Here is a 19,132-nt window from a genome sequence, read left to right on the forward strand (position 1 = left end):
TGTCACTGAGCGGATTCAGCAAGCGGGTATCCTGTCGGGCCCACCGGGCCACGCCATGCGGCGCCGGCGGGCTCCCCCACCTCGAAGACCTGCCGTGCCCGTGCCCCCCAGCGCTCTCGCCCCGCACTACAAGACCCCTTCCGCCCGCCGTGCCGACGTTGTGGTGCACGCCGCCGGGTTGTTCCTGGCCATCGTTGGCGGCGCCTGGATGATCTGGCGCGCGCATGCCAACGGCACGATGGTGCTGGCCACCTGCGTCTACGCGCTGGGGCTGCTGGTGATGTTTGCCTGCTCGGCGGCCTACAACTTCGCCCCGCCGCAGCGCCAGCCGATGCTGCGCAAGTTCGACCACGCCGGCATCTTCGTGATGATCGCCGGCTCCTACACGCCGTTCTTCCTGCTGGCGCTGGATGGCAGCTGGCGCTGGGCCATGATCCTGAGCGTGTGGGGTGTGGCCTTGTTCGGTGTGTTCGCCAAATTGTTCCTGCCCGGCATCGCCAAAGGCTTCTGGGTGGCCATCTACCTGCTGCTGGGCTGGGCCGGCATCGTGGTGATCAAGCAGATCGTCGCCGGGCTGGACAGCACCGTGCTGTGGCTCATCGCCGCCGGCGGCGCGTTCTACACCGTGGGCGTGGGCTTCTACGTGCGCAAGTCAATGGTCTACAACCGCGCCATCTGGCACGCCCATGTGCTCGGCGGCGCGCTGTCGCACTGGTGCGCCATCTGGCTGTGCCTGCGGCCGATGGGCGAGGTGTAGCGCGCTGTCGATGTCGTCGAGCAGTCGCGTATGCCCCTCGCTCGCTAGCATCGACACGTCATGGATCTATTGATCGACTGACGACGTCGGCTTCCAATCAGAGCGCGCAGGTACAAGGACAAGGATCAGCACATCGTCGCCGTCGTGGGTATAGATCAAGAGATATCTGCCGTGCTGGCAGGTGGACAAACGCGTTCCCGGCAGTGGCCCAGAGTGATAGATGGCGGCACCATCCAGCGCGTCGCCCTCGGTTTCGATCCGGTCGTCCTGTTCACATGCGGCGAAATACATCTGCGGGTCGGAGATGTCGATCGCGCGCGCCAGTGCTGAGGCGAGCAATGCGGTGCGCGCATCCAGCGCGCTCTGCTTCCAGGCCACGTTCACGCACGCGTGCACTTTGCAGCCAGTGCTGCCTCAAGCGCCGCACGTTGTTGCGTCTTGAGCGTCTCCATTTGCTGCTTCGCCTGCGCGCTGGAGAGTGCGGGGCGGGGGTCGGCCAGGGCATGCTCGGTCTGGGTGCGTAGCGACACCGCATAGCGTGCGTCCAACTCCTTGACCTTCATCGCCTCGGAGCGGTCAGGCCGGCGCTTCGTCTTGCCGCTCTCGGCGTCCCACTGCGCAGCGTCCACATGAAGCACGTCCAATGGCATGCCCATCTCGCGCAAGACCCGACGTCCCCCCGCCCTGAGTAGCGGCCTGGTTTAGAGTCCGGGGTTGATGATATCGGTGTTTGCCAGATGTTGAGCATAAGCAGCCGGCGTCATGCCGCCGATTGCTTTCTTGGGTCGGTCCTCGTTGTATTCGCGTCGCCAGCGTTCGATTTCGGTGCGCGCGTGCAGTAACGTCGGGAACCAGTGCTCGTTGAGGCATTCGTCGCGCAGTCGGCCGTTGAAGGATTCGACATAGGCGTTCTGGTTCGGTTTGCCTGGCTGGATGAGCCGTAGTTGCACATCACGGGCATGCGCCCAGGCGACCATCGCCTTACCGCAAAACTCCTTGCCATTGTCAGTGCGGATCACCTTCGGCAAACCGCGACTGTGCGCCAGTCGGTCCAGCACGCGCGCAACGCCGTGGCCCGAGATCGCGCGCTCCACCTCGATGGCGACCGCTTCGTGGGTTGCATCGTCCACGATCACCAGACACTTGATCACCCGCCCTTCGGCGGTGCGGTCGAACACGAAGTCCATCGACCACACCTGGTTGGCCTGCGCTGGCCGCAGCAGCGGTTGACGCTCGCCTATTGGGACCTTCTTGCGCTTGCGGCGGCGCACTTGCAGCTGCTGCTCGCGGTACAACCGTTCCACACGCTTGTAGTTCACGATGCGCCCTTCTTGCCGCAATTTGAGATAGATCATTCCCACGCCATAGCGGCGATGGCGATGTGCCAACGCACAGATGCGTTCGCGCAGTTCGCCATTGCGATCTTCGCGCGGGCAATACCGCAGTGCACTGGCGCTCATGCCGATCACTGCCAACGCACGACGCTCGCTGGCACCACGCCCGATCCATTCGCGCACCAGCGTCCGACGCGCCGGTGCGCTTACCACTTTTTTCGCAGTGCATCCTTGATCAGGTCGTTCTCGAACAGCTGCTCGGCCAGCAACTTCTTCAGCCGCGCGTTCTCGGACTCAAGCTCCTTGAGCCGCTTGGCATCGGGCACGCTCATCCCGCCGAACTTGCTGCGCCACAGGTAGTACGAGGCCTCGCTGAAGCCATGCCGCCGGCACAGGTCCTTGATGGCGACGCCGCTTTCGGCTTCGCGCAGGAAGCCGATGATCTGTTCTTCGGAAAAACGCTTCTTCACGTCCAATCTCCTCGGGGTAGGGAATTGGACTCCAAACTGAGGCGCTACTCAAAATTGGGGGGACGTCGCCACCACCGATCACATTATATTCGACATAGCGATAAGAGTTGACGGCGTCGACGGGGTAGCGCAACTCTAAATTCTGATGAAAGGGCGTATCCGGGCGTACACCGCCATTTTTAATAGCGTTCTGCAGAAAGTTGGCAACGTTACTATACTTCTGTTGCCGCAGCACCCCTAGATCGATCACATCATAATCAATACCTGAGATGCGGATTTTCTTGTTGATGATATTGATGACCTGACGATGTACGTGGTCCTTCTTCTCGCGATCGGTCTTGTAGTCCTGCTCATAAGCACTTCTGAGCGTTAGGTCCGATGCCTTGGTTAAATCTTTCACAGGCATGTCCGCCTCCTTTAAAATAATATTGGGGTGGATTGAAGGAAAGGAGCTGATGTCAACCGAAATGACACAAAAATTGATCGTTCTTGACATCCACTTTGACTAGAGCGTGTTATGAACTTTGCCCTTGTCACGATAACGTATACGGATGAAGCCTCGTAAGCCATATCCAACCGATATCTCCGACGAAGAATGGGCCTTCGCTGCGCCATATCTCACACTGATGGATGCGCAAGCACCGCAGCGCAAATACGCGCTACGCGCGATGTTTAACGCACTGCGCTGGATCGCACGCGCCGGCACACCGTGGCGATTGCTTCCCAACGATTTCCCGCCTTGGGAAGCGGTGTATCAGCAAACGCAGCGCTGGCTGCAGGCTGGCTGCTTTGAGGCCATGGTCAGCGATCTGCGCTCACTCTTGCGTGTGGCACAGGGGAAGAAAGGCCAGCCGAGCGCGGTGATTTTTGATGGCCGGACGCTGCAGTCCACCTGTGAAAGCGGGCCGCGTGCTGGATACGATGGCTATAAGCGCAAGAAAGGCAGCAAGGTGCATATGGCCGTCGATACGCTGGGACATCTGCTTGCCGTCCAGGTCACGCCGGCCAACGAGCAGGAACGCGCACAGGTCCGTTCGTTGGCCCAGGAGGTACAACACGTGACCGGTGAAACGGTCAAGATCGCTTTTGTGGATCAGGGCTATACCGGCCAAGAACCGGCGCAAGCGGCTAAGGAAGAGGGCATTGAGTTGCACGTCATCAAGCTGCAAGAAGCGAAGAAAGGTTTGTCTTGCTGCCGCGCCGCTGGGTTGTCGAGCGCAGCTTCGGCTGGGTCAATCGCTTCAGACGACTGGCGCGCGACTATGAGCGATTGCCGGAAACGTTGGCCGGTTTGCACTTTGTCGTCTTCACGATCCTGATGCTTGGAAATGCAGCCGCTCTATTTCAAAGTTCATAACACGCTCTAGTGAGGCAAGCTTGCCTTCGAGGTTTCGGCTGAGAAGTTCTCGACTGATCTCAGGCAACATCGAATTCGTCAAAATCGCATCGATCATCCGCCCACCCGACTCGCTCTCGGTGCAACGACTTACCACCAGCTCCACCACCGAATCGTCGTAATCGAACGGAATCCTGTAGCGCTCCTCAATCCGCTTCTTGATGCGGTTCAACTGCAGCCGCACGATCTGGCCGAGCATGTCGTTGCTAAGCGGGTAGTACGGAATCGCGACCAAACGCCCGAGTAATGCAGGCGGAAACACCTTCAACAGCGGCTCACGAATGGCTTTTGTCATGCCTTCCGGATCCGGCATTAGTTCCGGGTCCTTGCACAGGCTGGCGATCAGGTCGGTGCCGGCGTTGCTGGTGAGGATGATCAAGGTGTTGCGGAAGTCGATGCGGCGGCCTTCGCCGTCTTCCATCCAGCCTTTGTCGAAGACCTGGAAGAACAGTTCGTGTACGTCCGGGTGGGCTTTTTCCACTTCATCCAGCAGCACCACCGAGTACGGCTTGCGGCGCACCGCTTCGGTGAGCACGCCGCCTTCGCCGTAGCCGACATAGCCGGGCGGTGCGCCCTTGAGCGAGGAGACGGTGTGCGCTTCCTGGTATTCGCTCATGTTGATGGTGATCAGGTTCTGCTCGCCGCCGTACAAGGTTTCTGCCAGGGCGAGTGCGGTTTCGGTCTTGCCCACGCCGGAGGTGCCGGCCAGCAGGAACACGCCGATCGGTTTGTCCGGGTTGTCCAGGCCGGCGCGGCTGGTCTGGATGCGCTTGGCGATCATATCCATGGCGTGGTCCTGGCCGATGACGCGCTTGGCCAGCAACTCGGGTAGGCGCAGCACGGTGTCGATCTCGTTACGGGCCATGCGCCCGACCGGGATGCCGGTCCAGTCGGCGACTACGGCGGCGACGGCTTGATAGTCGACCGTGGGCAGGATCAGTGGCGATTCGCCCTGCAGTGCGCCCAACTCGGCCTGCACCAACTGCAGGCGCGCCAACAGCGTGTCGCGATCCACGTGCACCGGTGCTTCGAGCACCGCTGTGTCACCAGACGCGATCTGCTCGGCATCGGCATCGGCCTCTGCTTCCAGTGCACTACCAGTGCCTTCCACCGGCGCGTTACCGCTACGCAGTTGTGCACGCAGCGAAAGCAGCTCGTCCACCAATGCCTTCTCGGCAACCCACCGCTGCTCCAGATCACGCAGGCGGCCGTGTTCGCTTTCCAGCAAGCCGGCACACGCAGCGGCGCGCTCCTCTACCACGATGCCGATCGCGCGCTCGCGCTCGATGATGGCGTGCTCGGTATCCAGCGATTCGATGCGGCGGCGGCTGTCGTCCACTTCGGCCGGGGTAGCGTGCAGGCTCACCGCCACGCGGGCGCACGCGGTATCGAGCAGGCTCACCGATTTGTCCGGCAGTTGGCGTGCGGGGATATAGCGGTGGCTGAGCTTGACCGCCGCTTCCAGCGCTTCGTCAAGGATCTGCACGCTGTGGTGCTGCTCCATCATCGAAGCAACGCCGCGCATCATGCGCACCGCCTTGGCTTCGTCCGGCTCGTCCACCTGCACGGCCTGAAAGCGGCGGCTCAGTGCGGGGTCTTTTTCAATGTACTTCTTGTATTCGGCAAACGTGGTCGCGCCCACCGTACGCAGCGTGCCGCGCGCCAGTGCCGGCTTGAGCAGGTTCGCCGCATCACCGGTACCGGCCGCGCCACCGGCACCGACCAGGGTGTGGGTTTCGTCGACAAACAAAATGATCGGCTTGGGGCTGGCCTGCACTTCGTCGATCACCGCGCGCAGGCGCTGCTCGAACTCGCCCTTCATGCTGGCACCAGCCTGCAATAGGCCGACATCCAGCGTGCGCAGTTGCACATCCTTCAACGCGGGCGGCACGTCGCCGCGGGCGATGCGTTGCGCGAAGCCTTCCACCACGGCGGTCTTGCCGACACCTGCTTCGCCAACCAAGATCGGATTGTTCTGGCGGCGACGCATCAGGATGTCGACCACCTGGCGGATCTCGTCATCGCGGCCGATGATCGGGTCTAGCTTGCCCTCGCGCGCCTGCGCAGTGAGATCGGTGGTGAATTTTTTCAGCGCTTCCTGCTTGCCAAGCGCGGCAGGCGCGATGGCACCGCTAGCCTCACCAGGGGCAGCGGTCTGACCGAGCGAAAATCCATCGCTGGGCAGCAGGCCGTCTTCCGGCGAGCCGGCCACGATCTCGGCGAAGTGCTCGTTGAGCACCGCAGGCGTGAGCTTGTCGAACTCCTTGGAGATCGCCAGCAACGCATTGCGCAACCCACGCACGCTCAGGATGCCGACCACCAGATAGCCAGTGCGCACCTGCGCCTCACCAAAACTCAGCGAGGCATACACCCAGCCGCGCTCCACCGCTTCTTCCACATTGGCCGACAGATCGGTGACGGCGGTGGAGCCGCGCGGCAAGCCATCCAGCGCGGCGGTGACATCACGCGCCAGCGTGGAGGGGTTGAGCTGGAAGTGCTTGATGATGCGGTGCAGGTCCGAGTCCTGCAGCTGCAGCAACTGATGCAGCCAATGCACCAGCTCCACATACGGGTTGCCACGCAGCTTGCAGAACACGGTGGCGCTTTCGATGCCGCGATAGGCCAGCGGATTGAGCTTGCCGAACAGGGCACTGCGGGAGATCTCGGCCATGGGTGCGTCCTTCGAAGTCAGTACATCGGTCGTGAGCGAATCAAGTGGCCGGGCGCCTCACCCGGAGGGGCGCAGCAATACGTCGTCGGCATCGGCAATGCTCCAGGCGCGGCGGCCAAGCCAGGTGTCCAGGCCCAGCCGGCTGTTGCGCGCCAGGCGCGGGGTGGGCACCTCGTCGGCCTTGAGCAACAACTGCAGCTCCCAGCCGAATTCGTCGCCCAGATAGCTGCGCACCGCAGCGGTGAGTTGGCGCAACGCCTGCCCGCCGGGCAGGAAGCGTTGAAAGGCGATGCGTGGCAGCGGCCCCAGGCGAATACGCACGCGCTGTTGCGCGCCACGCACCTGCGCGCCGACGACGCTATCCACACCCAGACGCGCATTGCGCGGGCCGATGCCTAGCTGCAGGTGCGCATCGACAGGCAGGCGCATCCATTCGGCGATGAACTCCTGCACCTGCACCGGCCAGGCAAACAGTTGCTGCAGCAAGGCACGCAAGCCTTCCGGTGTGCGTGTCGCCGCGCCAAGGCGGCCGGCGTAGTAACGCCGTGCGTCGTCGGGCAAGGCATCGCGGTCGCGCAACTGCGGGCTGGCGATACCCACCAGTGCATCCAGCCAGGAACGGAACTGGTCGCTCGCCGGGCGCTCGGCCTGCACGCTGGGTTGCGCCTGCGCCCAGGCGCGGTAGAACAGGCTCAGCATGCGGTGATGGAACACATCGGCGAACGCGGCGAAGGTGCCGTCCTTGGCTTGCTGCGCACGCTCGATGGCGTATTCGGTGAGATGCAGCGGCAGCGGCGCATTTGGCCCGAACAGGCCGAGAAACACGCTGTATAACGCGGCCGGTTGAGCGTCTTGCTGTGGCACGTAGCGCTCCAGCGCACGCGGGGCGAAGGCCAGTGACGGCAGATGCCGCAAGCGCACCACGTCGTCGCTGGCGCGCGCGGATTCGCCCAGGCGCGGCTGCTGCGGATGGCAGCGCTCGATCGCGCGCAAGGCCGCAAACGGGCTGAAGTCGTGTGGCCGGGCCTGCAGCGCCTGTTCCAGCGCGGCGGCGGCCGCGCTCACAGACGCGGGCGGGAGCCGGGCTGAGCGGGCCATCGGGCCACCTCGTTGCGTTCGGTGGTGCGCAGCACCGTTTCGGTAAACGCATTCACCGAGACGTAGCGCGCAAAGAAGTGCCGCAGTACCGAGGCCAGCAGGAACGCGCCGGTGCCTTCGAAAGCGGCGTCCTCGCAGGTGAGCGTGATCTGCAGCCCGCGCCCGAAAGTGATCGGGCCAGGCACCGGAATGCGCCGTACGATCGGCGTGCCACTCACCTGTTTGATGCCCTCGATCTGCCGCTGTGCGGAGGCGTCGAACGGGTCGCAGTACAAGGTGAGGATCTCGCGCAGCGCCGCAGCACTGGTGCTCTCGCCAGTGCCCTCGTCGAACAGCGACAGATAATTGAGCTGCAATTGACTGAGCAGGCGCCAGGCAGTTTGCCCATCGCAGAGCGCCGGGCGCGGCTTGGTGGGGCCGGCCACGCAGCGCACGCTCTGCACCGGCACACCGCTGTCCATGCTGAAATCGGTGCTGCCTTTGCCCACCGGCATGTGCAGCGGCAGATCGCGGTTGCTGCACCACAATTGCAGACCCAGCTGGCGCAGCCGTGTGCTGTGCGGCTGGTCGTCGGCGTCCACCAAACTGACGAAGACCTCGCTACCCACATAGCTGGAACGCGCACCGTCGCGGCGCTGGCGTGCCGACAGCAGCCGCGGCTCACGGCGCATGGTGTAGAACGCGCCGTGCCGCGCATGCCAGGTGCGCGCATCGCCGCCGTAGAACGGCGTATAGCGCTGCTCCGGCTCCTGGCGATCGCCAAAACCTTCCACCTCGCCCAGGTGATGGATCTCGAAATCCATCGGCCGGGTGCGGTCGGCCAGCACGTGATAGCCGTGCTGACCGGTGTGCAGGTGGATGCGGTCGGCGCGGCGTTCGAACAGATTGATCGCCGGGGTGCAGAACAGCTTGAAGTGCTCTGCGCCCACTGCCGCCGCCAGTGCGGGCACACTGCGCTCCAGCAACACCACGATTTCGAAACTGCTGCCATGCAGGCGACGCAACGCCGCGCGCAGGCCGGTGAGTTCGGCGAACAGGAAGCGCTCCGGGCAAGCGAAGTATTCCTGCAGTAGCCGATAGCCGCTGAAGGAGCGGCCGTCGTAGGGAATCAATGCATCATCGTCGGCGAAGCCGCGCGTGCGCAGTGCATTGGCATCAAGCAGCAGTTCGCGCGTGGCGCCGCCGGCATCGCTGCCACGCACCACCACACCCGCGCAGTCGCCGTGCAACTGTTCGTACAGGCGCTTGGGCAGGCCATCGGCGCCGGCCAGGAACAGCGGCAGCGCATCCAGCGCCAGATCCTGCGCCTGTGCGCCGCCCACCACCTCCAGGCGCAGGCGGATGCCGGCACGCACGCTGCGCCCGGGCGGCACCGCCACACCGGCAGCGGCCAGCGCGGCCGGCGAATCCAGGTACTTGGCTTCGGTCAATTGCAGCGGCCACAGCGTGACCGCATGGGCGGTGCGGAATTCGCAGGCGGTGCGCTCGCCGGCGCCGATCAGGCTGCGCAGCGCGCTGTGGCGCGGCACCGCCACGCCGGCGGCCAGGCCGCTATCTTTCAGGTCCGGCTGCAACTGCACCACCGCCATCGATGGCAGCGGCGCCAGGTAATGCGGGTAGACCATCTCCAGCAGGTGCTGGGTGAACACCGGGTACTGCGCATCCAGCTTGAGCTGCACGCGCGCAGCCAGAAACGCAAAACCTTCCAGCAACCGCTCCACGTACGGGTCGGCGCATTCGAAGGCATCCAGGCCGAGCCGCCCGGCAATCTTGGGATACTCGCGCGCAAACTCCGCGCCCATGTCGCGCACGTGCTGCAATTCGCGGCTGTAGTACGGGAGCAGGCGCGGGTCCATGGCTCAGCCGTGCCCTTCGACAACGTCGAGCCGGCCGGTTTCCAGGTCCAGCGCGGTCTTCAGATACAGGTTCAACGGCAGCGGCTGCGCCCACATCTCCGATTCGATGGTGAACAGCAGCGAGCGCCGGTCCATGCGCGCGCCATCGGCATGCACGCTCACACGCAAGGTCTCTGGAATCAGGCGCGGCTCGAATGCCAGGATCGCCTCGCGCAACCGCTGCTGCAGCGCCGCCGCATCGATGCCGGTGACCGCAACGCCGGCCAGATCGGGAATGCCGAAATTGAGCACCGAGCGTTGCACCTGCGGGTGCGCCTCCAGCGGATGGTTGGTGTCCAGATTCACGGTGTTCAACAACCACGACAGATCGCGGATGACGCATTCGCGCAGGCGCGTGGCGGAGATCACGCGTTGCTCGCGGCTCTCATCGCGTTGGCTGGGTGCGGTGTCGGTCAGCCGGTCCAGCAGCGAGGGCTGCAGGCGTTCGGTGGTGGTGAGCTCGGCCATGGCGGGTCAGTCCGCGTCGAACTGCACGTCGCGCACTTCGAGCAGCGCCACATCGCGAGACTCGGTGCTCCACATGCGCTGGCCCAGGCCGATCTCGCCCTGCGCGCCCTGGGTCCATTCGGTGCGACGCGCCAGCTGCAGTTCGCCGGCATCCAGATGCTCGCTGCCGGGATAGCGCACCGGTACATAACCGAATGCCTGGCCGCCATTGCGCCACAGCACGCTCACCGGTGCCCACACGGTGTCGCGCAGATCCAGCGGTGCTTCAAAGCGCAGCTGGCGGAGCTGGCTCAGCGGTGCCCAGGCATAGCCGCTGTCGAGGATGAGCTCAATGCATGGGCCAAAGCGCGGGTCGGCATCGGCAAGCCAGTCGAAGCGCTGCCCATCCAGCGTACCGGCGCTCGCAGGTGCCTGCGCGAAGGCCTGCGCACGCAACAACGCGGCCTGTTCGCCATGGCCTTGCGCAGAGAGTTGCAAGGCCTGCAGCTGCATCGCCAGCCAGGCAGCCGGTTCACCGATCACATGCGGCAGGCGCGTGCCCGCGAACACCTCGGCGCGCGTCTGCTCGGCGTGCAACACGGTGAGATAGGTCTGCACCAGCGGCTTGGTGCTGCTGTCCAATTCGGCGCAGGCACGCAGCTGGTCGGCCGCGCGCGACCACTGGCCCAGCACGGCCAGCAGCTGGAACAGGAACACGCGTTGCGCTGCATCGGCCGGTTGCCGGCGCACCTGCTGGATCAGCTGCTGCAGCGCCTGTGCCGGCTCGCCACGGGCAAGCAGGGTCTGTGCGGTGGCATCCATCGCGCGGTTCCTTGTTGGAAGAGGGGGCGACGCCGGGTGCGGCGCCGCCGGTCATTGCCGTGTTGAATTACGCCTTCGCGACACCCTGGATGTCGTAGGTGAATTCCTTCGCGCCGCCCTGCGCGATGCCCTTGTCGTCCTGCGGCTGGAAGCCGTACTTGAACTTGCCGAAATGCAGCGTCACGTTTTCGGTCAGGCGATCTTCGCCACCGGAACCGCCGGTGGACAGCGAGGTGATCAGCACACCTTCGCTCAACTCGATGGTGAGAAAGTCGCTCTGCTCGCCGGTGGCATTGGTGACGTACAACCAGGCGCCATCCACGCGCGCGCCGGTGCACACTGCATCCAGCAAGGCATTCGAACAGCCATCGACATACTTGGTGATGGAGATGTCCTGAATGTGCGCCTTGCCGCCGCTGGCCGAACCACCGCCGGTGTGCAGGTCGCCGGAATTGCTCGCGCCCCACGACCACGCCAGGATCGGGATCTCGCCCTTGTGCTTCTTGTGGTTGGATGCGCCTTCGATCTTGACCTTGCCGCTGCCAAACTTGATGTGCATGTCGAACGCCATGGAACTGCTCCTTCGCTAAGTGGGAAACACAGGGGCGCGACGTGCCAGATGCACGCCGTCGCCGTGACGCAAACGCGTCGGATCAGGCCTTGGCGGCCGAGGGCAAGCGCGACACCAAGCGCAGGGAGACGGTGAGGCCTTCCAGCTGGTAGTGCGGCTTGAGGAAGAACTTGGAGCTGTAGTAACCGGGCGCGCCCTCGACCTCTTCCACCACCACTTCGGCCGCGGCTAGCGGCTTGCGCGCCTTGGTTTCTTCGCTGGAATTGGACGGGTCGCCGTCGATGTACTGGGTGACCCAACGCGTGAGCCAGCCCTGCATCTGTTCGCGATCGGAGAACGAGCCGATCTTGTCGCGCACGATGCACTTGAGGTAGTGCGCAAAACGGCAGCACGCGAACATGTACGGCAGGCGCGCGCCCAGTGCGGCATTGGCGGTGGCGTCCGGGTCGTCGTATTCGTCCGGCTTGTTCAACGATTGCGCGCTGATGAAGGCGGCCATGTCCGAGTTCTTGCGGTGTACCAGCGGCATCAGGCCCATCTTGTCCAACTCGGCCGAGCGACGGTCGGTGATCGCCACTTCGGTGGGGCACTTCATGTCCACGCCACCATCGTCGGTGGGGAAGCTGTGCGTGGGCAGGCCTTCCACAGCGCCACCGGATTCGATGCCGCGAATACGCGAGCACCAGGCGTATTGCTTGAACGAGCGGTTGATGTTCACTGCCATCGCATAGGCCGCGTTCTGCCAGGTGTATTTGGCCGAATCGGCACCGGCGGTGTCTTCTTCGAAATCAAATTCATCCAACGGTGCGGTGGCCGCGCCATACGGCAGGCGCGACAAGGTGCGCGGCATCGCCAGGCCGATGTACTTGGCGTCTTCGGACTCTCGCAGCGAACGCCAGGCGGCGTAGTCGGGCGTGGAGAAGATCTTGGCCAGATCGCGCGGGTTGGAGAGCTCGCTCCAGCTGTCCATGCCCATCAACTTGGGCGCAGCGGCGGCAATGAACGGTGCATGCGCGGCTGCGGCCACTTGCGCGATACCGTTGAGCAACTCCACATCCGGCGGGCTCTGGTCGAAGTAGTAATCGCCCACCAGGCAGCCGTACGGCTCGCCACCGAGCTGGCCATATTCCTGCTCGTACACCTTCTTGAAGATCGGGCTCTGATCCCACGCGGTGCCCTTGTAGCGCTTGAGCACCTTGCCCAGTTCCTTCTTGCTGATGTTCAGCACGCGGATCTTGAGCTGCTGGTCGGTTTCGGTGTTACTCACCAGATAATGCAGGCCACGCCAGGCACCTTCGAGCTGCTGCAGATCGGCATTGTGCAGAATCTGGTTGAGCTGCGCGGTGAGCGTGCGGTCGATCTCGGCGATATAGGCCTTGATGGTCTGCGAGACATCTTCGCTGACCACATCGCTGCGATGGAGTACCTGCTCGGCCAGGGTGCGCACGGCCGATTCCACTTCTTCCTTGGCGCGTTCGCTCTTGGGGCGGAATTCGCGATTGAGCAAGGCGGCGAAATCGCCGTGTTCCAGGGTGTCGGCGGTGCTACTGGCCAGTGCGGCTTCGGTGGCGGACATGGTCAGGCTCCTTCCGGCTCGGAGGCAGGCTTGGCGGCGGACACCAGCGACTGCAGCAGTGCCGGGTCACGGATGGCTTGCGCAATCAAATGCTCGGCGCCGGCCTTGCCGTCCATGTAGGTGTCCAGGTTGGCCAGCTGCGTGCGTGCTTCCAGCAGCTTGGCCAGGGGCTCGACCTTGCGCGCGATGGCCGCAGGCGAGAAGTCGTCCATGCTTTCGAAGGTGATATCCACCGCCAGCTCGCCTTCACCGGTGAGCGTGTTGGGCACCTTGAACTGCACACGCGGGCGCATCGACTGCAGCCGGCTGTCGAAGTTGTCGACATCGATCTCCAGTGCCTTGCGTTCTTCCAGCGAGGGCAGCTCGCCGGCGTTGGCACCGGACAGGTCCGACATCACACCCATCACGAATGGGATCTGCACCTTCTTCTGCGCGCCGTAGACCTCCACGTCGTATTCGATCTGCACGCGTGGTGCCCGATTGCGGGCGATGAACTTCTGACTGCTGGCCATGCCTGATCTCCGATTGAGCTTGCCCGTTGCGCCACCGTGCGATGCACGTGCGCTGCATTTGCCTGATTCCGCCGGCCCGGTGTGACGGCCTGGACCGTGCTGTGGCGCCCGGTGTGCGAACCCCGCACCCGCCGCGCACCACGCGTGCCGAACAGGGCCGTGGTGCCGCTTTCTTAGCGCTGCGGCGAGTCTAGGAATGGCCCTGGGCGCTCACCCGACAAATCGTCTCAATCGCATGGATGCGTGATGCATCGCCGATTTCGTGACATCGCCGTGATGGGTTGCCGGCGCTTTTCTCGGTTGATCAAGGGACAGGCCCCGGGGAGTGGGCCGTGATGCACGCGCATGACCATGTCCTACCGCACCACCCTGACCACCGCGCCGATCATGCCTGGCGAGGCCAGCGCCGCGTTGATGATCGACCTGCTGGCGTATATCGAGCAGCACATCGGCGAAGCCGAACTGGGCACCGACTCGCTGCAGCAGGCGTTCGCGTTATCGCGTGCGTCGTTGTACCGGCTGTTCCAGTCGCGCGGCGGCGTGGCCAGCTATATCCGCGAGCAACGGCTGCGCACCGCGCACCGCTATCTGCAGGCGTACCCGGAATGCAGCCTGACCTGGTTGCTGTATGAAATGGGGTTTGCCTCTGAACGCCAGTTCCAGCGTGCGTTCCAGCAGCGCTTCGGCATGCCGCCGATCCAGTGGCGCCGGCAATGCCGCGCCGCCCCCGCCGCGCAGACACCGCGGCGCGGCCATTACATGCCGATGTGGCGCTTCATGCGCGAGCTCGGCCAAGACGTGCAACCCGAGCGCACCGCCCCGCGCACCAGCGCCATCGCGCCCACCCACGGCGCCCCGCTGGTGCATGCCGAAGCCCTGCGCCGACTGGCACGGCCGATACCGCGGTTTGCGGCGCAGCTGGAGCCGATGGACGGCTGAGCGTGGGGCTGGTTGGACCCGAGATTTAGGTAGGAGCGCGCTTGCGCGCGATGAAGCGTTATCGGTAACGCCCGTCGCGTCCAAGGGCGCTCCTACGGTGATCCGCACGCATCACGATGCGCATGCCGCTGAGCGCGGCTGTTGCCGAGCTACCTCATGCGAATGACGAGCTGCACGCCCTGCGTAGGAGCGCGCTTGCGCGCGATGAGGCCTTCCCGGTAACGCCCATCGCGCCCAAGGGCGCTCCTACGACGAGCTGGATGCATCACGCTGCGAGTGCCGCTGAGCGCGCTGTTGCCGAGCTACCTCAGGCGAATGGCGAGCTGCACACACCTGCGTAGGAGCGCGCTTGGGCGCGATGGGCCTTACCGGTAACGCCCATCGCGCCCAAGGGCGCTCCTACAGACGTTCTGCACGACTAGCCTGGACTCGATTGGTCATCGCGCTCGCATCAACCGCAATCTCAACGAATCACCAGCACCGGAATCGTGCTGTGTGTGAGCACCTCCACCGTCTGGCTGCCGAGCAATACGCGGCTCATGCCGCGGCGGCCGTGCGAAGTCATCACGATCAGGTCGCTCTTGCAGTCCTCGGCGGTCTGCACAATGCCCTCGGCCGCAAAACGGTCAAGCACATGCCGCGCGGTCGCCTTGAGGTTCGCAGCGATCGCCAACTCCACAGCCGGACGCAGGATCTTTTCCGCAGCCGCCTCGCGCTCCTTGCGATAGTCCGGGCTGGCTTCGTACCCCACGCTCCAACCCATCGCGTCGTACATGCCCATCGCCCACGGCTCGGAGACGGTGACGATGTCGACCTTGGCGCCAGTGGCCTTGGCCAGTTCCAGACCCTGAAACAACCCGCGGTGGGACAGCTCGGACGCATCGATGGCGATCAGGATACGTTTGTACATGGTGGCCTCCTGGAATGCCGGCACATCCACCGGCGGAATCAGCGTGACAGCGCGGCGCAACTATCGCCTTGAGACAGATCAATTCAGCGGGATACGCGGTCAGTCGGTCGGGGTCGCCTGCGGATCGGTGCGCGCCATGCGCACACGCGCAGGATTCCCCACCGCAGTAGCGCCTGCCGGCACATCGCGGGTGACCACCGCACCGGCGCCGATCAACGCATCGTCACCAATGCGCACGCCCGGCAGAATGATCGCGCCGCCGCCAATCCACACATTGCGTCCCACATGAATCGGGCGGCCAAACTCCAGCCCGCTGGCACGATCAGTCGCATCGCGCGGATGGTCGGCCGCGTAGAACTGCACCGCCGGCCCGATCTGCGTGCCATCGCCGGTACTGACCTCGCACACATCCAGAATTACGCAATTGAAGTTGAGAAAAACCCCAGCACCCAAGCGGATGTTGTAGCCATAGTCGCAATGGAACGGCGGGCGAATCACCGCACCTGCACCCACCTCGGCCAGACGCTCGACGAGCAAGGCATGGCGCTGCGCAGCGGGCTGTTGCGCAGCGGCGTTGTAACGCGCCATCCATTGCGCCGCCGCCGCTTGATCTGCCTGCAGTTGCGCGTCCGCCGCGTTGTACAGCTCGCCTGCGAGCATCTTCTGTTTTTCGGATTGCATGCCGTCGTGCGCACCTGTGCAATGAAGTGGTACCAGGGTGGCATGGATCTGGGGGGCACGCATCGAGCGATGCACCAATGGCCCGATTGCCGGCTCACGCGGCTTACAGAACGTCGCGATCGGGCGACTGGTTGAAGCGACTGGCGCGCTCACCACCGACGTGGAAACGGCCAATGCGCATTTCATGCAACGGCCTCACCCGCATAGCGGCTGTGTCTCCATTGCGTTGCTTGCCGCCCACGTTGCAATACCGCTATGCCAGCATCGATACTTCTTCCCGTGCCATTCCGGCACGACCGCGGTCAAGGATGACGTCATGACACGATGTGTATTCGCCTGCATTGCATTACTGGTGTTGGCCTGCCTGAGCACATCTGCACACGCAACCACCTCACTTTCTTTTGAAGAAGGTGGCTACTCCATCATGTTCGAAATCGGGCACGACACCCGGCCAGTGATCGCCAGTTTTCGTTTCAATGCACCTGGCGACAGCGAGGGCGTGTGGTTGCGGGACGGCTTCCAGGTCAAGATGTTCGATACCAAGCGCAGAATCCTCCGCCTGATTTACACAGGACACGACACGCGTGTGCCACCGTTCACCCTGGTCGTGCTCGCCAACAAGTCGACACTTACCGTGAACGGCAAGCAGATCAACTCCCGCTTCAGCTGGGAAATGTAAGCGCACAACGGGGCAACGGCGACGACGCTTCATCCACCTGCTGTCTGCCGCACGCGTCACGCGATTTCGCTTGACGCGTGACACACACCAGCGCTCGGGGCCCTCTCGTTGCACGCACGGTGCAACGCACTACGACTACGCCTGCTAAAAAACGCAATCGCAGGGGAATGCAACCGGCCTACACCACCGTCAGATTCGCGTACGCCATCACCAGCCACTTGGCGCCCACTTCATCGAATTGCACCTGCACGCGTGCATGCGCGCCGGCGCCTTCGTAGTCGACAACCACGCCACCACCGAACTTGGGGTGTTCGACATTGGCGCCGAGCTTGATCGGTGCAGCGTCCACCACGGCGTGCATCGGGCCGCCGCGTGCGGCGCCCAGCGAGGCGGTGCGCGAGACCTGCACCTTGGGCCGCACTTCATGCAGCAGGTCGCGCGGGATCTCACGCAAGAAGCGCGACGGCACGTTGTAGTTGTCCTGGCCGTGGATGCGCCGCGATTCGGCGTAGCACAGCACCAGTTTCTGGCGCGCGCGGGTGATGCCTACGTAGGCCAGGCGGCGTTCTTCTTCGAGCCGGCCGCTTTCTTCCAGCGAGCGTGCGCTGGGGAACAGGCCATCTTCCAGCCCGACCAGGAACACGATCGGAAATTCCAGGCCTTTGGCCGAGTGCAGCGTCATCAGCTGCACGCCTTCTTCGCCGGCCTGCGCCTGGCCTTCGCCGGCTTCCAGCGAGGCGTAGGCGAGGAAGGCCACCAGTTCGGTCATGCCCTGGCTGTCTTCATCGTCCGGGCGGGTGAAGCGCGAAGCCACCGAGACCAGTTCGTCCAGGTTCTCGGTGCGCGATTCCGAATCCAGCCCGCCGCGGCTTTCCTTGGCCCAATGCTCGCGCAGGCCCGAGCGCATCAGCACATGGTCGATGCGCTCGGCCAGGTCCATCTCGCCGGTTTCGGCCTGCAGCTGGCCGACCAGGCTCAGGAACGTAGCCAGTGCATTGCGCGCGCGCGCCGCCAGGGTGTTTTCCTGCGTGCACAGCATCGCCGCTTCCCAAAGCGACAGCGCATTGGCGCGTGCCAGCCGGCGCACTTCATCCAGGGTGCGATCGCCAATGCCACGCGTGGGCGTGTTGACCGCACGCTCGAACGCCGCATCGTCGCTGCGGTTGGTGAGCATCCGCAGGTACGCCAGCGCGTCCTTGATTTCGGCGCGTTCGAAAAAGCGCATGCCGCCGTACACGCGGTACGGCAGTTGTTCGGCAATCAGCGCTTCTTCCAGCGCGCGCGATTGCGCATTGCTGCGATAGAGCACCGCCACTTCGCCATAACTGCCACCATCGCGCACCCACTGGCGCGCGCGCTCGACCACATAACGCGCCTCGTCGACTTCGTTATAGGCCGCGTACAGATCGATCGGGTCGCCATCACCGGAATCGGTCCACAACTGCTTGCCGATGCGGTCGGGGTTATGCGCGATCACCGCATTGGCCGCGCCCAGAATATTGGCGCTGGACCGGTAGTTCTGCTCCAGCCGCACCGTCTGCGCGCCGGGGAAATCCTTGAGGAAGCGCTGCACGTTCTCGACCTTGGCACCGCGCCAGCCGTAGATGGCCTGGTCGTCGTCGCCGACCACGAACACGTGGCCGCTCTCGCCGGCCAGCACGCGCACAAAGGCGTACTGGATGGCGTTGGTGTCCTGGAACTCGTCCACCAGAATTTCGCGGAAGCGCGCGCGGTAATGCGCCAGCAGGGCCGGGGTGTCGCGCAGCAATTCGTGCGCGCGCAGCAGCAGTTCGGCGAAATCCAGCAGCCCGGAGCGGTCACAACGTTCCTGGTAGGCGGCGTACACCTGCCGGCGCACCTCGGTCCAGTCGTCGTTGGGCTCGGGCTGGATGTGCTGCGGGCGGCGGCCTTCGTCCTTCTGCTCGTTGATCCACCAGCTCATCTGCTTGGGCGGATACTTGGTCTCGTCCAGCTCCAGCGACTGCACCACGCGCTTGACCAGCCGCAACTGGTCGTCGCTGTCCATGACCTGGAAGCCTTCCGGCAGCCGCGCGTCCTGCCAGTGCAGGCGCAGCAGGCGATGGGCCAGCCCATGGAAGGTGCCGATCCACATCCCGCGGCTGCCGTTGCGCAGTTGCAGGTCGGTGCGGTGGCGCATTTCGCCGGCGGCCTTGTTGGTGAAGGTCACCGCGAAGATGCCGTGGTTGGGCACGCCCTGGACTTCATTGAGCCAGGCAATGCGATGGATCAGCACGCGCGTCTTGCCGGAGCCGGCCCCGGCCAGCACAAGGTAATGCCCCGGCGGCGCGGAAACGGCCTCGCGCTGGGCGGGGTTCAGGTGATCGAGCAAATGAGAGACATCCACCCGGGCATT

Annotated in this window: 16 protein-coding genes and 2 pseudogenes; 4 read left to right on the top strand and 14 right to left on the bottom strand. The window is 64.2% G+C overall.

Annotated features, from left to right (window positions below; genetic code table 11):
• Positions 1-94 precede the first annotated feature (94 nt).
• Positions 95-757: a PAQR family membrane homeostasis protein TrhA gene (gene trhA, locus ACCQ01_RS00470; RefSeq protein WP_042595485.1), complete on the top strand. Its 663-nt coding sequence runs from the start codon at positions 95-97 to the stop codon at positions 755-757.
• Positions 758-823: 66 nt separating this feature from the next.
• On the opposite strand, the gene ACCQ01_RS00475 is transcribed toward trhA, so the two are convergent.
• The 3 genes from ACCQ01_RS00475 to ACCQ01_RS00485 all read right to left on the bottom strand — a co-directional run bounded on the left by ACCQ01_RS00475 (position 824) and on the right by ACCQ01_RS00485 (position 2,561).
• Positions 824-1,141 (bottom strand): plasmid stabilization protein, encoded by a 318-nt coding sequence (locus ACCQ01_RS00475; RefSeq protein ID WP_372358845.1) that lies wholly within the window; start codon positions 1,139-1,141, stop codon positions 824-826.
• Positions 1,138-1,407, bottom strand: a complete 270-nt coding sequence (locus ACCQ01_RS00480) for a hypothetical protein (protein WP_228433545.1) — start codon at positions 1,405-1,407, stop codon at positions 1,138-1,140. Before ACCQ01_RS00480 ends, ACCQ01_RS00475 begins: the two co-directional genes overlap by 4 nt.
• A 51-nt stretch (positions 1,408-1,458) precedes the next feature.
• Positions 1,459-2,561 (bottom strand): IS3 family transposase gene (locus ACCQ01_RS00485; RefSeq protein ID WP_228433650.1). Its coding sequence is split into 2 segments (ribosomal slippage): positions 1,459-2,303 and positions 2,303-2,561, totalling 1,104 coding nucleotides; the frame shifts between segments, so codons are not numbered across the junction.
• Between the two features lie 551 nt (positions 2,562-3,112).
• Here ACCQ01_RS00485 and ACCQ01_RS00490 point away from each other — a divergent pair.
• Positions 3,113-3,918: pseudogene (locus ACCQ01_RS00490) on the top strand (IS5 family transposase).
• Here ACCQ01_RS00490 and tssH read toward each other — a convergent pair.
• The 8 genes from tssH to tssB form a co-directional block, all read right to left on the bottom strand.
• Positions 3,869-6,628, bottom strand: a complete 2,760-nt coding sequence (gene tssH, locus ACCQ01_RS00495) for a type VI secretion system ATPase TssH (RefSeq protein WP_228433310.1) — start codon at positions 6,626-6,628, stop codon at positions 3,869-3,871. The pseudogene ACCQ01_RS00490 and the gene tssH sit on opposite strands and share 50 nt — an antisense overlap.
• Positions 6,629-6,685: 57 nt before the next feature.
• Positions 6,686-7,726 carry a type VI secretion system baseplate subunit TssG gene (gene tssG, locus ACCQ01_RS00500; protein WP_228419813.1) on the bottom strand — a complete coding sequence of 347 codons (1,041 nt, stop codon included), beginning with the start codon at positions 7,724-7,726 and terminating at the stop codon, positions 6,686-6,688.
• Positions 7,690-9,582, bottom strand: a complete 1,893-nt coding sequence (tssF, locus tag ACCQ01_RS00505; RefSeq protein ID WP_228433308.1) for a type VI secretion system baseplate subunit TssF — start codon at positions 9,580-9,582, stop codon at positions 7,690-7,692. Before tssF ends, tssG begins: the two co-directional genes overlap by 37 nt.
• Positions 9,583-9,585: 3 nt before the next feature.
• Positions 9,586-10,089 carry a type VI secretion system baseplate subunit TssE gene (gene tssE / locus ACCQ01_RS00510; RefSeq protein WP_228433306.1) on the bottom strand — a complete coding sequence of 168 codons (504 nt, stop codon included), beginning with the start codon at positions 10,087-10,089 and terminating at the stop codon, positions 9,586-9,588.
• A gap of 6 nt (positions 10,090-10,095) precedes the next feature.
• Positions 10,096-10,890 carry a type VI secretion system accessory protein TagJ gene (locus tag ACCQ01_RS00515; protein ID WP_228433304.1) on the bottom strand — a complete coding sequence of 265 codons (795 nt, stop codon included), beginning with the start codon at positions 10,888-10,890 and terminating at the stop codon, positions 10,096-10,098.
• Between the two features lie 67 nt (positions 10,891-10,957).
• Entirely contained in the window at positions 10,958-11,461 is a 504-nt protein-coding gene (locus ACCQ01_RS00520; protein WP_042597867.1) for an Hcp family type VI secretion system effector, read from the bottom strand.
• A gap of 82 nt (positions 11,462-11,543) precedes the next feature.
• Complete coding sequence (gene tssC, locus ACCQ01_RS00525) at positions 11,544-13,037, bottom strand: type VI secretion system contractile sheath large subunit (RefSeq protein ID WP_228433302.1); 1,494 nt, start codon at positions 13,035-13,037, stop codon at positions 11,544-11,546.
• A 2-nt stretch (positions 13,038-13,039) separates the two neighbouring features.
• Positions 13,040-13,549: a type VI secretion system contractile sheath small subunit gene (tssB, locus tag ACCQ01_RS00530; RefSeq protein ID WP_115007712.1), complete on the bottom strand. Its 510-nt coding sequence runs from the start codon at positions 13,547-13,549 to the stop codon at positions 13,040-13,042.
• Positions 13,550-13,830: 281 nt separating this feature from the next.
• Here tssB and tagK point away from each other — a divergent pair.
• A pseudogene (gene tagK / locus ACCQ01_RS00535) lies at positions 13,831-14,488 on the top strand (transcriptional regulator TagK).
• Positions 14,489-14,951: 463 nt separating this feature from the next.
• On the opposite strand, the gene ACCQ01_RS00540 reads toward tagK, so the two are convergent.
• A complete protein-coding gene (locus ACCQ01_RS00540) occupies positions 14,952-15,398 on the bottom strand; it encodes a universal stress protein (protein WP_228433300.1) in 447 nt (148 codons plus the stop codon).
• Positions 15,399-15,497: 99 nt separating this feature from the next.
• A complete protein-coding gene (locus ACCQ01_RS00545) occupies positions 15,498-16,079 on the bottom strand; it encodes a sugar O-acetyltransferase (RefSeq protein WP_228433297.1) in 582 nt (193 codons plus the stop codon).
• A 454-nt stretch (positions 16,080-16,533) separates the two neighbouring features.
• Here ACCQ01_RS00545 and ACCQ01_RS00550 point away from each other — a divergent pair, with 454 nt between their 5' ends.
• Positions 16,534-16,758: a hypothetical protein gene (locus ACCQ01_RS00550; protein ID WP_103702600.1), complete on the top strand. Its 225-nt coding sequence runs from the start codon at positions 16,534-16,536 to the stop codon at positions 16,756-16,758.
• A 178-nt stretch (positions 16,759-16,936) separates the two neighbouring features.
• Here ACCQ01_RS00550 and uvrD read toward each other — a convergent pair whose 3' ends face one another.
• Complete coding sequence (gene uvrD / locus ACCQ01_RS00555; RefSeq protein ID WP_228433295.1) at positions 16,937-19,123, bottom strand: DNA helicase II; 2,187 nt, start codon at positions 19,121-19,123, stop codon at positions 16,937-16,939.
• Positions 19,124-19,132 lie beyond the last annotated feature (9 nt).

The sequence above is a fragment of the Xanthomonas sp. NCPPB 4037 genome, assembly GCF_041475695.2.
Lineage (GTDB): Bacteria > Pseudomonadota > Gammaproteobacteria > Xanthomonadales > Xanthomonadaceae > Xanthomonas > Xanthomonas campestris.

Bases quoted from the DNA above. Each gene is read 5' to 3' on its own strand.
- tssF (WP_228433308.1), bottom strand. From the start codon at position 9,582: ATGGACCCGCGCCTGCTCCCGTACTACAGCCGCGAATTGCAGCACGTG.
- tssG (WP_228419813.1), bottom strand. From the start codon at position 7,726: ATGGCCCGCTCAGCCCGGCTCCCGCCCGCGTCTGTGAGCGCGGCCGCC.
- ACCQ01_RS00480 (WP_228433545.1), bottom strand. From the start codon at position 1,407: ATGCCATTGGACGTGCTTCATGTGGACGCTGCGCAGTGGGACGCCGAG.
- tssH (WP_228433310.1), bottom strand. From the start codon at position 6,628: ATGGCCGAGATCTCCCGCAGTGCCCTGTTCGGCAAGCTCAATCCGCTG.
- tssB (WP_115007712.1), bottom strand. From the start codon at position 13,549: ATGGCCAGCAGTCAGAAGTTCATCGCCCGCAATCGGGCACCACGCGTG.
- ACCQ01_RS00515 (WP_228433304.1), bottom strand. From the start codon at position 10,890: ATGGATGCCACCGCACAGACCCTGCTTGCCCGTGGCGAGCCGGCACAG.
- tssC (WP_228433302.1), bottom strand. From the start codon at position 13,037: ATGTCCGCCACCGAAGCCGCACTGGCCAGTAGCACCGCCGACACCCTG.
- ACCQ01_RS00520 (WP_042597867.1), bottom strand. From the start codon at position 11,461: ATGGCGTTCGACATGCACATCAAGTTTGGCAGCGGCAAGGTCAAGATC.
- ACCQ01_RS00545 (WP_228433297.1), bottom strand. From the start codon at position 16,079: ATGCAATCCGAAAAACAGAAGATGCTCGCAGGCGAGCTGTACAACGCG.
- tssE (WP_228433306.1), bottom strand. From the start codon at position 10,089: ATGGCCGAGCTCACCACCACCGAACGCCTGCAGCCCTCGCTGCTGGAC.
- ACCQ01_RS00540 (WP_228433300.1), bottom strand. From the start codon at position 15,398: ATGTACAAACGTATCCTGATCGCCATCGATGCGTCCGAGCTGTCCCAC.